Genomic DNA, 13,077 nt, shown 5'->3' with positions numbered 1-13,077 from the left:
GCCAAGGAGCGATGACATGAGTACCTTTGTTTGCGGCGGCAACGTTTACGCCAACGGCATCCGGCAGCACTACCTGCGCTATGGCGGCAATGCCGGTGCGCGCGCCACGCGCGAACCGGTGATCCTGGTGCCGGGCATCACCAGCCCCGCCATCACCTGGGGCTTCGTCGGCGAGCGCCTGGGCGAGCAGTTCGACACCTATGTGCTGGACGTGCGCGGACGCGGCTTGTCCAGCGCGTCGGATACGCTGGACTACAGCCTGGATGCGCAGGCCGCCGATGTGCTGGCCTTCGCGCAGGCCCTGGGCCTGCAACGCTACAGCGTGGTCGGACATTCGATGGGCGCGCGCATTGGCATCCGTGCCGCGCGCAGCCGGCCGTCGGGGCTGGCGCGGCTGGTCATGGTCGATCCGCCGGTCTCCGGCCCGGGCCGCCGTGCCTACCCCGCGCAACTCGCCTGGTATGTGGATTCCATGGCGGTGGCGCGGCACGGCGTGGATATCGAGACCATGCGGCGCTTCTGTCCCACCTGGACCGACGCGCAACTGGCCCTGCGTGCCGAATGGCTGCACACCTGCGACGAACGCGCCGTGCTGGCCAGTTTCCAGGGCTTCCATTCCGACGACGTGCATGCCGACCTGCTGCATGTCGCGGTACCGGCCTTGCTGATGGTGGCCGGCCGCGGGGATGTGGTGCGTCCCGAGGATATTGACGAGATCCGTGGTCTGTTGCCGCAGACCGAAGTCAGCCACGTGCCGGGCGCCGGCCACATGATCCCCTGGGATGACGAGGCCGGCTTCTATCGCGCGCTGGGTGGCTTCCTCGGCGCTGAAGTTGTCCCACGCCCACGGCAACAGGCTGCGGCCTGAGCCGCCGCTCACCAGGAAAGAACATGCCAGTCAGCGATCACGCCCTGATCCAGGCCTGGAAACAGGTCCTCACGCTGTCCCGCCTCGCGCCCGGGCAGACCGTCACCATCCTCACCAGCGCCGCCACCCATCCGCAGACGCTGTCGTGCGCGCTGGTCGCCACGCAGGCGATGGGTGCCATCGTCAACCGCCTGGACCTGCCGCCCGTCAATGGCGACAAGGCCCTGAGCCGCGACCCGCTGGCTTACCTCGGCACCACGGCGCTTACCGGCAACCGCGCCGCCATCGCTGCGCTCAAGGAGAGCGACCTGGTGCTGGACCTGATGACCTTGCTGTTCTCGCCCGAACAGCACGACATCCTGAAAACCGGTACCAGGATCCTGCTGGCGGTGGAGCCGCCGGAAGTCCTGGTGCGCATGGTGCCGACCGAAGCCGACCGCGAGCGCGTGACAAGCGCCAACGCGCGGCTGTCGCGGGCCAGGGAAATGCATGTGACATCCGCTGCGGGCACCGACCTGCGTTGCCCGCTCGGCGAGTTTCCCGCCATCAGCGAGTACGGTTTCGTCGACGAGCCGGGACGCTGGGACCACTGGCCCAGCGGCTTCGTCCTGACGTGGCCGAACGAAGGCGGCGCCAGCGGGCGCATCGTGCTGGACCGCGGCGACATCCTGCTGCCGCAGAAGGGCTACGTGGCGGACCGCGTCGAGCTGACGGTGGAAAACGGCTATGCCACGCGCATCGAAGGCGGGCTGGATGCCGAGCTGCTGAACGACTACATGGCCTCCTTCAAGGACCCGGAAGCCTATGCCATCTCGCATATCGGCTGGGGCCTGCAGCCGCGCGCACGCTGGTCGACGCTGGGCCTGTACGACCGCGAAGCCTCCATCGGCATGGACGCGCGCGCCTACGAGGGCAATTTCCTGTTCTCGCTCGGCCCCAACAACGAAGCGGGTGGCAGCCGCACCACCGCCTGTCATATCGATATCCCGCTGCGCAACTGCACGGTGCGCCTGGATGGCGAGGACGTGGTCAGGCAAGGCAAGGTACTGGACGGTTGGAGCAGCCAATGACGAGACATACTGAACTCCCCACTTACGAGCGCCAGGGCTTCGGCACGCCGCTGCCGCTGCAAGCCCCCGTGGGCCTGCTGATCGTCGATTTCGTCAACGGTTTCGCCGATCCGGCGATGTTCGGCGGCGGCAATATCGCGCAGGCCATTGCCAACACCGTGCCGCTGCTGGCAGCAGCCCGCGGGCAAGGCTGGGCCGTGGCGCACAGCCGCATCGTGTTTGCCGACGACGACGGCGACCACAACATTTTCACGCTGAAGGTGCCCGGCATGCTGACGCTGAAGGAGCACGGGCCGGCCAGCGCGATTGTGCCGCAGCTTGCGCCGGGCGAGGGCGAGCTGGTGGTGCGCAAGACCGTGCCGTCTGCTTTTTTCGGTACCTCGCTGGCGGCCTGGTTGACRCAGCGCGGCGTGCGCACGCTGGTGGTGGCCGGTGCGGTCACCAGCGGCTGCGTGCGCGCCAGCGTGGTCGATGCCATGTCGCACGGCTTCCGCCCGCTGGTGGTCTCGGACTGCGTGGGCGACCGCGCGATCCAGCCGCACGAGGCCAACCTGTTCGACATGGAGCAGAAATACGCCGCCGTGATGCCCCGCGAGCAGGCACTCGCGGCATTGAGGCGTCTCTGAGCGCGCTCGCGCGCCGCATCACGCACTGTATTGGCTAAAGCCCCAATTGACCGTTGCCGGACCTTTCGCCAATCTGGCGACAGGTTCGGTGCACCGAATATGTGCGGCATGCAAGTGCATGGAAATGGCTTATCGACCAGCCGGTTGCCGAGATGACCGCGATCCACGAACCCCCAAGGCAGTCTCGGACAGCGGCAAGCCCGGACTGGAGAAATGTATGGACAAAGACCACATCGAGAAGGAAGGCGGCCAGGGCGTAGGCGCCCGCGTGGCGCGCAAGGAAGACGCGCGCCACCTGCATGGCAAGGGCCGCTTCGTGGCCGACATCGCCATGCCGGGCCTGCAGGAGGTTGCCTTCCTGCGCAGCCCCATGGCGCATGCGCGGCTGCTGGCGCTGCACAAACCCGAAGGGCTGGAGCACGCGGTAATCGGGCGCGGCGACATGCATGGCGCGCTCGACATCGTGGCGGACTCGGCCTTTCCCTCTTACCAGCCCTCGGCGCAGCCGCCGCTGGCCAGCGGCAAGGTCCGCTTTGTCGGCGAGCCGATTGCCATGGCCTTCGCGCCGACCCGCGCGCAGGCCGAGGACATTGCCGAGCGCATCGTCGCGGACCTGGACGAACTGCCCGCGCTCACCGACGTGGACGGCGCCAGGCAGGCCAGCGGCACCACGCGTGTCCATGAGCACTGGAAGGATAACCACTTCCTCACACTTGCCGCCGACAAGAATTTCGACGCGCTCAGCAGGACCGCCGCGGTGGTGGTCACCCGCAAGATCGACCTGGCTCGCCAGTGCATGGTGCCGATGGAAGGAAAGGCCGTGCTGGCCTACTGGGATCACCAGTTCGACCAGCTGATCGTCTACAGCGCCACCCAGGTGCCGCACATGATCCGCACGGTGCTGAGCCACTGCCTGGGCCTGGAGCAGGAGAAGGTCCGCGTGATCTCGCCCGACGTGGGCGGCGCCTTCGGCTACAAGTGCGTGCTGCAGCAGGAGGAGCTGTGCATCGCGTGGCTCGCCATGACGTACCGCAAGCCGTTCCGCTTTATCGAGGACCGTCGCGAGCACCTGACCGCGGGTGCCAACTCGCGCGAGCACCATTACGAGGTCACGGCCTACGCCGACGCGCGCGGCCGGCTGCTGGCCCTCGACGCAAAGATCGCCATCGATGGCGGCGCCTATTCCGTGTGGCCCTTCACCATCGGCCTTGAGCCGGGCCAGGCGATCGGCAACCTGCCCGGGCCGTATGCCTTCGACGGCTACCGCTGCATCACCGAATGCGTCGCCACCAACAAGCCCGGCTTCGTGCCATACCGTGGCGTGGCGCGCACCGGCGTGTGCTTCGCCATGGAACTGCTGATCGACGCGCTGGCGCGCGCTGTCAGGCGCGAGCCGTGGGAGATCCGCTGCGAGAACCTGGTGCAACCCGAGGCCATGCCCTACGTCAACGTCACCAACAAGCATTTCGACGGCGGCGACTATCCCGCCAGCGTGCGCAAGGCAGCGGAGATGATCGGGCTGGCGCGCATCCGCGCGCAGCAGCGTGAACGGCACGGCGATGCCTCGGCGGAATCGCGCTACCTTGGCGTGGGCTTCGGCACTTACACGGAGCAATCGGCGCATGGCACCTCGGTGTTTGCCGCCTGGGGCACGCCAGTGATTCCCGGCTTCGATTCCGCCACCGTGCGCATCACGCCGGACGGCGGGCTTGAGGTGCGCGTGGGCGTGCACTCGCATGGCCAGGGCATGGAGACCACCTTCGCCCAGATCGCGCACGAGATCCTCGGCATCGACGTGGCGCGGATCAAGGTGGTGCATGGCGACACCGGCGTGACGCCGTTCTCCACCGGCACCTACGCCTCGCGCTCGCTGGTGATGTCCGGCGGCGCGGTGTCGCGCGCCTGCAAGGCGCTGGTGCCGCGCCTGCTGAAGATCGGCGCGCATATGCTGCAGCGCCCGGAGGGCGGGGCGGCGCTGGAAGCAGGGGCGGTGAAAGCGGGTGACGCCGCCGTGCCCATCGCCGACATCGCCAACGCCTGGTATATCAATCCGCAGAAACTGCCCGCCGATGTGGATCCCGCGGGACTGGAAACCACGATGGGCTACAAGCCCAATGTGGATACCGGCAGCTTCACGTACTCCACCCACGCCGCGCTGGTGGAAGTGGACACCGATTCCGGCCACGTCGAGATCCTCGACTACGTGGTGGTGGAAGACTGCGGCACCATGGTCAATCCCATGGTGGTGGAAGGGCAGACCTACGGCGGCGTTGCGCAGGGCATCGGCACCGCCATGTTCGAGGAAATGCGCTACGACGGCAACGGCCAGCCGCTGGCCTCCACGCTGGCCGACTACATGCTGCCGAGGCCCACCGAGATTCCCGCGATCCGCATCCACCATTTCGAGACGCCGTCGCCGCACACCGAGTTCGGCGCCAAGGGCATGGGCGAGGGTGGCGCCATCGCGCCCCCGGCCGCCATCTTCAACGCCGTCAACGATGCGCTGGCGCAGTTCGGCGTGGAGTTGCTCGAGACTCCCCTTACGCCGCGCAAGGTGCTCGAAGCACTGGCCCGCGCAGAACAAGCGCGAAGCGAGCCGCAGACCACGCAAACCAGAGAGGCGGCCTGAACCATCATGAAAGCAGCTGCATTCATCTATCACGCGGCGCCCACGCTGGCCGCGACCTGCGCCGCGCTGGCGGAACGCACCGACAACGCCAAGGTCATGGGCGGCGGCCAGTCGCTGGGCCCCATGCTCAACCTGCGCCTGACGCGGCCCGATGCCGTCTACGATTTGTCCAAGCTGGCCGAGCTGCGCACGGTCAGTGTGGGGCAGGACCGCGTGCGCATCGGCGCCGCCGTCACCCACGCGCAGATCGAGGACGGCGAGTTCCCGGCGTTGCGCGGCACCATGCTGCAGTCCGTGGCCCACGGCATCGCCTACCGCGCCATCCGCAACCGCGGCACCATCGGCGGCAGCCTGGCGCATGCCGATCCCGCGGCGGACTGGGTGGTGGCGCTGACCGCTGTCGGCGCCGAGATTGAACTCGCGTCGAAGGCCGGCACGCGCCGGGTACCCATGACGCAGTTCATGCTGGGCGCCTATACCACTGCGCTGACGGAGGGCGAAGTGATCGCGGCCGTCCATGTGCCGCGCCACAACGACGCCGTGCGCTGGGGCTACCACAAGCTCTGCCGCAAGACGGGAGAGTTCGCCGAGGCAAGCTGCGCCGCCTACTTCGATCCGTCCGCGCGCTTCGCGCACATCGTGCTGGGCGCGCTCGACGGCGCACCGGCGCTGCTGCACGGCCTGGCCAGCGGCATTGCGGCGGGCGGCCCCGCCGCGCTCACTCCGCAAGCCGTCCTGGCAGCCGTGACGCAAGCCACGCCCGGCAAGGATGCGATCGACCGCAAACTCTATTGCACCGCCGCCACGCGCTGCATCGAACAACTTTTTAACTGAGGGCCGCAGTGGAAACCATCGCACTGACGATCAATGGCCGCGCCGCCGCCGGTCCCTGCGCGCACCGCACGCACCTGGGAGATTTCCTGCGGGACGGGCAGGGCCTGACTGGCACCCACCTTGGTTGCGAACACGGCGTTTGCGGTGCCTGCACCGTGCTGGTCGACGACAAGCCCGTACGCTCCTGCATCACGTTCGCCAGCGCCTGCGCCGGCAGCAAGGTGGTGACCATCGAAGGCTATGATGAGGATCCCGTGATGTTCGCGTTGCGCGCCGCGTTCAACAAGCACCACGCGCTGCAATGCGGCTATTGCACGCCCGGCATGCTCGCCACCGCGCGCGACATCGTGCTGCGGCTGCCGGATGCCGACGAAGCCACCATCCGCCACGAACTTTCCGGCAACCTCTGCCGCTGCACCGGCTATATGGGCATCGTGGCCGCGATCCGCTCGGTGCTGGAACAACGGCGGCCGCAAGGCGGCGGCACCGCGCAGGCAACCGCGCCGGCGCCGCGCCCGTTCGTCTGCTTCACGCCTGCCGCCGATAGCACCGGCCAGGCGCAAGCCGTTGCTGCGGCCACGGAGGAGACCGAGCGCAGCGCCGACAAGAAAGGCTGGTCGCGCATCGATGGCGGCTTCAAGGTGCCGTTTCCGGTCGATGACGTCTGGCGCTTCATGGCCGACCTGCCCGCGGTGGCCAGTTGCCTGCCGGGTGCCGCGCTGACCGAGCAGGACGGCGACCGCGTCAAGGGCCACGTCGCGATCAAATTCGGGCCGATGGCGGCGCGCTTCAACGGCGCGGCGCGGCTGGAACGGGACGACCAGAACCGGCGTGGCGTGCTCAAGGGCGCGGGCCAGGACTCGCTGAGCAACTCCAAGGCTGCGGGCGATATCACCTACGTGCTTCAGGCGGTATCGGCGGGCGAGACCGAAGTGCTGATCGACTTGCAGTATTCCCTGCAAGGCCCGCTGGCGCAGTTCTCCCGCTCCGGGCTGGTGCGCGATTTTGTCCGTCGCATGATGGCCGATTTCGGCAAGAACGTGACGCGCAAGATGGACCCATCGCTCTCGGAGAGTGAACGCAGCCAGGTCACGCAGATGAATCCGGTGTCGATGATGCTGGGCGTGCTCTGGGAGCGGGTGAAGCGGGTGTTTGGGGGTGGGCGGAATTAAGGCCCCGGGGCAGGGATATGGGGTGGCGGCCGCATCCCATTGCGGCATCCCTGCCTCCCCGCCGCACTGACCCTGAAGGGAAAGGACGTAATCAGGCCTTGGGGGCGGAATCCGCAACAGCGAGCAGGACAATCCGTAGCTCGATCAAGGCATCGGCCGGAATCACGCCTGGGACGCCGAGCGCCCCGTAGGCTAGCTGCGGGCCGGCCCGGACGCGCCTCTCACCGCCCACACGCATGCCCTCCACGCCATACTCAAGCGCAGCAATGACACGGCGCTCGCCGAGCTGGAATCTGCATGGCTGATTCTCCTGCACCTGTTCACCATGGTTGAGCCAGAGGCTGTAGCGCAGCTCGACTACCGATCCGCGCCGGGCCATGTCACCCTGGCCCACATTCAAGTCGTCGAATGTGATACCGCCGCAGTCGCCTCGCTTCATGGGCGGCCAGCAGCCGTGGAATCTCGAAGAACCCCAGGGTCTTGGCCATCTCGCGCGAGGTTTTACAGTCAATGCCCGTCCGGCAAGTCGGGTCCGCGCCGGCCGCAAGCAGCATCCCTACCGCCGGCGCAGAAGGCAACATGGGTCTTCTCGAACTGCCATACCCCTCGCATCGCTTGATGTCTGGCTTCATCATTTCGTGCCGTCTGATCGCGCCTCATTGTAGCTTTCCGGAGTGAGCGTCGGGGCGAGGAACAAAAGCGGTCCGTCTGTGATTCGTCTTTTGGCGGTGCGCAGATGTGACGCCAGGGGATGGAACAGCTTTGCGCTCTGTCCTGACGGGCACATACAGCGCATCTTGAATGCTCATAGGTGTTCAAAGCCCTAGGCGCCTGATCGCTTAAAATCGTTCACAACGAGAAAAAATGATCGACTATACTGGCTCAACGGTATGCCCTATGATGCATTATGATAGATCACCGATTCTTGTATAGATCGATGTTAGTCGATCGGCAGTTGACCATTTGATCTATCATAGTAGATCATCGGTGGGAACATTTAGCGGGCTCAATCGTTCACATGGACTTCAAAAGACTACAACTGGAGCAGCTCAGCGCGACGCTGAAGGTCGCGCATGTTCCGCATCGTCCCCGCACTGGATGGATACACGCGATCCGAACGACCTTGGGTATGACAACCCGCCAGCTCGCTGAGAGACTGGGTGTCGGGCAAAGCACGGCCGTCGCGCTCGAAAAATCGGAGGCGAACGACCGCATTACCCTGCAGAGTCTGAGGCGGGCTGCCGAAGCCTTGGACTGTGAACTGCACTATGTACTCGTTCCGCGTCGGCCCCTCACGGAACTGGTCGAGCAGCGCGCAGGCTATATTGCGAAAAAGGCTGTCAGTAGTGTGATGCACACGATGAGTCTGGAAGATCAGACCCCGTCATCGGAGCGCGCCAAAAAAATGACGCAGACGGAAATAGAGAACGCGCTTGCGGGGCGCTGGAGCAGGTTGTGGGAGCGATAGGCAGCGTCCATGCACCCGGTGCGACGCCGACCGATCCGGATGAGGTAGCTGGTCTGATTCCGGCACATATTACGTTGCAAAGCCAACTTAACGAGTGGGAGGCAGAGAACATCCGCGCAGGTCAGGGTTGGGCTCTGGGACGCCCCCACAAAGGGAGCAATGTCCTGTCGGAAGACTATGTCCGCAAGCTGCACCGACACATGTTTAACAAGACGTGGAGGTGGGCGGCGACATTTCGTACGACAGAGAAGTCGATCGGGGTTGCGCCGGAACGGATCGCGGTGAGCTTGCACAACCTGCTCGAGGATGTGAAAGCTCAGCTAGAGTTCGAAACTTTCGGACTGGACGAGATTGCAGCACGATTGCACCACCGGTTGGCGTTGATCCACCCTTTCCCAAATGGAAATGGACGGCATGCGCGGCTCTTTTCCGACATGTTCCTACGCAGTCAGGGCGGGCAAGTTTTTTCGTGGGGCAGCGGTGCCAATCTGACGAACCAGTCCGCCACACGTGCAGCCTATATCAGCGCCCTTCAAGCGGCCGATGCAAAAGCCATCGCGCCCTTGCTGGCATTCGTTCGGTCCTGACGGCCAGGCCTGGCCGAGACTTCCCTCGATGATAAAAATGCAATTAATCGCCTGGATTTCCGCCCAACCTCAAACTGGGGTTTGGCAGCGCAGGCCTCCCATGGTCAATGCTCGAAGGAAACGGGTGCGCCCGTACGGGCCGGCTTGAGCAGCAGGGCCAGGGGCACGCAGCAGAGCAGGGCCACGCCCAGTACGAAAAAGGTATCGGAGAATGTCATCACGGCAGCCTGGCGTGCGATCTCCCGGCTAAGCTGCATGACTGCCTGCAGGCTGGCATGCGCGTGGTCGGCGCCCTGCGCCATGAAGCCGGCAATGGTCGACGCCATATGGTCCTGCCCGATCGCGCTGTTGGCCGTGACCGATTCGCGGATGACGGCATCATGGTACGCATTGCGACGTTCGATCAGGATCCCCAGAAGCGCGAGGCCAACCGAGCCTCCCAGGTTGCGCGCCATGTTGTAGAGGCCCGCCGCATCGCCAGCTTCCTCCGTGGCGACGGCCGCCATCGAGGCCTGGTTCAGCGGCATCATCGCCAGCAACTGGCCGACGCCGCGCAGCAACTGTGAGACGGTGAAGTCATGCCCTGCGCTGTTGGCGGTCAGCTGGATGTCCAGCATGCAGCTGCCAAAGAAACAGAGCAGTCCGCTGATTACCAGCCAGCGCCCGTCGCACTTGCCAAGCAGGTAGGGAAGAACGGGCATCAGCAGGAACGCAGGCAGGCCGGACAGCAGCATGATGCCGCCCGCCTGCGCGGCGTTGTAGCCCGCAATGGTGGCGAGGAACTGCGGCAGCAGGTACGACACTCCGTACAAGCCTGCGCCGACCGTCGAGACGATCAGGATCACACTGGCATAGGTTTTGTTCATCAACAGGCGCAGCCGCACGATTGGTGTACTGGCCGTGCGTTGCCCAAGCAAGACCAGGCCAATGCCGAGCAGCGCCAGCGCCAGGAGGTATACGATCAACGGCGATTCGAGCCAGTGTTCGCGTTGCCCTTCCTCCAGCACGATGGTCAGCGAACTGAGCCCGATGGACAGGCCGGCGATGCCAAGCCAGTCCGCCTTCGCGAGAGCCGCCAGGTCGGCGCGCTCCGGCCTGAGGCCGAAATACAGCAGCGGCACCAGCACGGCGGTGATCGGAACATTCAGGAAGAAGCACCAGCGCCAGTTGACATTCTCAGCGAGCCAGCCGCCGAGGACAGGGCCGAGCAGCGGTCCGACCAGCACGATCAGGCCGAACATCGTCATGCCGAGCGGCATCTGATGCCGTGGCAGCCGGGTGCGCACGATGGTCTGTGCCGTCGGGATCATCGCGCCGCCGGTGAGGCCCTGTCCGATGCGGCCGATCACCATGGCCATCAGCGAGTGCGACATCGCGCACGCAAGGGAAAACCCGGTGAACAGCAGCGCGTTCCACATCAGGAAGCGGCGCAACCCGAACACGCGCGTCAGCCACGCGGTGAGGGGGATGATGACGATTTCGGCCATCAGGTAGCCGGTAGACACCCATGTACCTTCGGTTCCTGCCGCGTTGATCGCGCCCTGGATCTGCGGCAGGGCCGAGTTGGTGATGGAAATGTCGAGCGTGGCCAGCAACGCCCCGAGCGAGCCGGCGGCCACCGCGATCCAGTCGCTCGTGCCCGCATTGACTGGCCTGCCATGCACCGGGTTGGCGTCAGCCACGGTGGGCTCCGGAGTGGGCTTGCGCGCTGACCGGCTTCAGCTCACGTGTGTCGACATCCACCACGACCGACAACCCCGGGATCAGCACGGTCCTGGCTTCCGGGACGATATCGACGCGGATTCGCACAGGCACGCGCTGGACGATCTTGGTGAAGTTGCCGGTGGCATTCTGGGCAGGCAGCAGTGCGAACTGCGAACCCGTCCCTGGACAGAGGCTTTCCACGACGCCGCTCAGCGTGTGGCCGGGCAGGGCATCGACATGCATCACCACCGGCTGGCCCGGACGCATGCGGCCTACCTGTGTCTCCTTGAAATTGGCGACGAGATACAGGACCTGCACCGGCACCACGGTGAGCAATCGCGTCCCTGTCTGCGCGAGTTGGCCAACGCGCACGCTGCGGTCGGCCACGCGGCCCGCCGTGGTGGCGCGGACCGCGGTGTCTTCCAGGTCAAGCCTTGCCTTGACCGCGCTGGCCTGCGCCAGCTCGAGCTGAGCGCGGGCCTGCTGCAGGCGCGTCTGCAGGGTGACGACCTGGGCCTGCTCGACGCGCAGCGCGGCTTCATTGGCAGTCAGCGCGGTGTGGGCGCGGATACTGGCATTGCGCAGGTCGGCGACGCGCTCCTCGCTCTCGGCACCGGACCGGACCAGCGGCGCGTAGCGATCCACCTGGGACGCAGCATGGCGCATGTTGGCACGCGCGCCTTCCGCTTCCGCCGAGGCCTGGGCGATCCGTGCCTTCTGTTGCGCGAGGTCGGCATCGGCACGCGCCACGTCGGCCTGGCGGGACGCCACATTGGCTTGCGCCTCGTCACAGGCGGCCTGGTACTGACGGCTGTCGAGCCGCACCAGCGGCTGGCCCGCCGTGACCTCCTGGTTGTCCTGCACGAGGACTTCGGCGACATAGCCGCTGACCTTGGGCGCCACGTTCACACTGTCGGTCTGCAGGTAGGCATCATCGGTGGTCTCGATAAAGCGGCCGACTTGCCACCAGCGCAGGCCCAGCGCCAGCGCGCCAAGCAGCACCAGGGCGCCGGCGGCGACAAGAATCGTGCGCAGGCGTGCCGCGTGGGAGACGGATCCCGGGCTTGCCGGGAAGCTTGTCGCGGCATCGGCAGCGGACGCGGCGTTGATGTGGGGGGGCATGGGGGCGCAAGCTCGGTCAGGGATAACATCGATAAAATATTCCAATTGGAAAAAATGTGTCAAGTGATATATTTTTGCCTGGCTCAATAAATGGGGGAAAGCAACATGGCGCGACACAGGCCTGCTGCCGAAGGTGGCTACCAGCGTGGCGAGGAGACTCGCGCCCGCATCGTCGAGGCGGCCCTGCGACTGTTCGGCGCGCATGGCTTTGACGGTGCTTCGACCCGTGACATCGCGCGCGAGGCCGGGGTCAACGCGCCGGCGTTGCAGTATTACTTCGACAACAAGGAGGGCGTGTACCTGGCGTGTATCGACTGTTTCGTCGAGCGCGTCTGGGCCGTCCTGGAAGACGCGGTGGGTGCGGCGGAGGGTGTGGTGGCCCGGGCGGATGCCACGGATGCAGAGCTGGTGGACGCCTATCTGGCGCTGCAGGCGCGTTTTGCCTCCTTCCTCTACGAACGGCCCGATGACGACCACTGGCGCCAGCTGATGGCCCGCGAACGCGCCGGGCAGGGACCGGCGATGGCATTCGAGCGCATCGATACAGGCATCAATCGCCGCGTCTTCGCGCTCACCTCATCGATCATCGGCCGCCTGACAGGGCGCCCCGCCACGGATGAGGAGACCCGCATCCGAACCATCGTGATCGACAGCCAGATCAGCGCCCTCAAGCTGATGCGGCGGCATGTGGTCGCCGCACTGGGCTGGGAGACATTCGGCATGCGTGAAACTGAGCGCGTGCACGAAGTGATCCAGAACCAGACCCGCATCCTGCTCGAGGGACTGGTCGCGCAGCGCGCTCCGGCCAGGCGCAGCCGCTAAGCTGCCGGCGGCAATCGCAGAGGCCGGCATTGTGCGTCGCCAGTCCTTCAGACGCCGTGTTTTACATGGCCGGCAGCGCGTCATCGTCCGTTTGAGCTAAGGGCAATGCCCATGTCCGCGCTGTATCAAAAAGTCCATCGCCTGCAGTAAGATGCAATGCATAAATCAATAGACA

At 65.7% G+C, this 13,077-nt stretch carries 12 protein-coding genes; 9 read left to right on the top strand and 3 right to left on the bottom strand.

The annotated features are described in order from the left end of the window. Window positions 1-16 precede the first annotated feature (16 nt). From AC1DQ3_RS08335 to AC1DQ3_RS08310, 6 genes are all read left to right on the top strand, one after another. On the top strand, window positions 17-868 hold the full coding sequence (locus tag AC1DQ3_RS08335; RefSeq protein WP_477119706.1) for an alpha/beta fold hydrolase: 852 nt from the start codon (window positions 17-19) through the stop codon (window positions 866-868). 23 nt (window positions 869-891) lie between these two features. Next, complete coding sequence (locus AC1DQ3_RS08330; protein ID WP_477119705.1) at window positions 892-1,938, top strand: 2,5-dihydroxypyridine 5,6-dioxygenase NicX family protein; 1,047 nt, start codon at window positions 892-894, stop codon at window positions 1,936-1,938. Continuing rightward, window positions 1,935-2,564, top strand: a complete 630-nt coding sequence (locus AC1DQ3_RS08325) for an N-carbamoylsarcosine amidohydrolase (RefSeq protein ID WP_477119704.1) — start codon at window positions 1,935-1,937, stop codon at window positions 2,562-2,564. Before AC1DQ3_RS08330 ends, AC1DQ3_RS08325 begins: the two co-directional genes overlap by 4 nt. Before the next feature lie 217 nt (window positions 2,565-2,781). Further along, the gene (locus AC1DQ3_RS08320) at window positions 2,782-5,193 is read left to right on the top strand and encodes a xanthine dehydrogenase family protein molybdopterin-binding subunit (protein ID WP_477119703.1); all 2,412 of its coding nucleotides are present in this window, start codon (window positions 2,782-2,784) and stop codon (window positions 5,191-5,193) included. A 6-nt stretch (window positions 5,194-5,199) separates the two neighbouring features. Then, on the top strand, window positions 5,200-6,027 hold the full coding sequence (locus AC1DQ3_RS08315) for an FAD binding domain-containing protein (protein WP_477119702.1): 828 nt from the start codon (window positions 5,200-5,202) through the stop codon (window positions 6,025-6,027). Between the two features lie 8 nt (window positions 6,028-6,035). Further along, the gene (locus AC1DQ3_RS08310; protein ID WP_477119701.1) at window positions 6,036-7,199 is read left to right on the top strand and encodes a xanthine dehydrogenase family Fe-S subunit; all 1,164 of its coding nucleotides are present in this window, start codon (window positions 6,036-6,038) and stop codon (window positions 7,197-7,199) included. 91 nt (window positions 7,200-7,290) lie between these two features. Here AC1DQ3_RS08310 and AC1DQ3_RS08305 read toward each other — a convergent pair whose 3' ends face one another. Further along, window positions 7,291-7,638, bottom strand: a complete 348-nt coding sequence (locus AC1DQ3_RS08305; protein ID WP_477119700.1) for an FKBP-type peptidyl-prolyl cis-trans isomerase — start codon at window positions 7,636-7,638, stop codon at window positions 7,291-7,293. Between the two features lie 579 nt (window positions 7,639-8,217). On the opposite strand from AC1DQ3_RS08305, the gene AC1DQ3_RS08300 reads away from it, so the two are divergent. Together AC1DQ3_RS08300 and AC1DQ3_RS08295 are read left to right on the top strand one after the other, a co-directional pair. Continuing rightward, window positions 8,218-8,667 carry a mobile mystery protein A gene (locus AC1DQ3_RS08300; RefSeq protein WP_477119699.1) on the top strand — a complete coding sequence of 150 codons (450 nt, stop codon included), beginning with the start codon at window positions 8,218-8,220 and terminating at the stop codon, window positions 8,665-8,667. Beyond that, window positions 8,655-9,254: a mobile mystery protein B gene (locus AC1DQ3_RS08295; RefSeq protein ID WP_477119698.1), complete on the top strand. Its 600-nt coding sequence runs from the start codon at window positions 8,655-8,657 to the stop codon at window positions 9,252-9,254. Before AC1DQ3_RS08300 ends, AC1DQ3_RS08295 begins: the two co-directional genes overlap by 13 nt. Before the next feature lie 104 nt (window positions 9,255-9,358). On the opposite strand, the gene AC1DQ3_RS08290 is transcribed toward AC1DQ3_RS08295, so the two are convergent. Together AC1DQ3_RS08290 and AC1DQ3_RS08285 are read right to left on the bottom strand one after the other, a co-directional pair. Beyond that, complete coding sequence (locus AC1DQ3_RS08290) at window positions 9,359-10,936, bottom strand: MDR family MFS transporter (RefSeq protein WP_477119697.1); 1,578 nt, start codon at window positions 10,934-10,936, stop codon at window positions 9,359-9,361. Beyond that, window positions 10,929-12,080: an HlyD family secretion protein gene (locus tag AC1DQ3_RS08285; protein WP_477119696.1), complete on the bottom strand. Its 1,152-nt coding sequence runs from the start codon at window positions 12,078-12,080 to the stop codon at window positions 10,929-10,931. Before AC1DQ3_RS08285 ends, AC1DQ3_RS08290 begins: the two co-directional genes overlap by 8 nt. 105 nt (window positions 12,081-12,185) lie before the next feature. On the opposite strand from AC1DQ3_RS08285, the gene AC1DQ3_RS08280 reads away from it, so the two are divergent. Then, a complete protein-coding gene (locus AC1DQ3_RS08280) occupies window positions 12,186-12,902 on the top strand; it encodes a CerR family C-terminal domain-containing protein (protein ID WP_477119695.1) in 717 nt (238 codons plus the stop codon). The last annotated feature ends 175 nt before the right edge of the window (window positions 12,903-13,077 follow it).

Source organism: Cupriavidus sp. 01T418 (assembly GCF_056398885.1).
Note: the sequence above shows the minus strand (reverse complement) of the source record. Positions and strands in the feature narration are given on the sequence as shown.

Coding starts and splice junctions, on each gene's coding strand:
- AC1DQ3_RS08335 (WP_477119706.1), top strand. CDS start 17: ATGAGTACCTTTGTTTGCGGCGGCAACGTTTACGCCAACGGCATCCGG.
- AC1DQ3_RS08330 (WP_477119705.1), top strand. CDS start 892: ATGCCAGTCAGCGATCACGCCCTGATCCAGGCCTGGAAACAGGTCCTC.
- AC1DQ3_RS08320 (WP_477119703.1), top strand. CDS start 2,782: ATGGACAAAGACCACATCGAGAAGGAAGGCGGCCAGGGCGTAGGCGCC.
- AC1DQ3_RS08315 (WP_477119702.1), top strand. CDS start 5,200: ATGAAAGCAGCTGCATTCATCTATCACGCGGCGCCCACGCTGGCCGCG.
- AC1DQ3_RS08305 (WP_477119700.1), bottom strand. CDS start 7,638: ATGAAGCGAGGCGACTGCGGCGGTATCACATTCGACGACTTGAATGTG.
- AC1DQ3_RS08300 (WP_477119699.1), top strand. CDS start 8,218: ATGGACTTCAAAAGACTACAACTGGAGCAGCTCAGCGCGACGCTGAAG.
- AC1DQ3_RS08285 (WP_477119696.1), bottom strand. CDS start 12,080: ATGCCCCCCCACATCAACGCCGCGTCCGCTGCCGATGCCGCGACAAGC.
- AC1DQ3_RS08280 (WP_477119695.1), top strand. CDS start 12,186: ATGGCGCGACACAGGCCTGCTGCCGAAGGTGGCTACCAGCGTGGCGAG.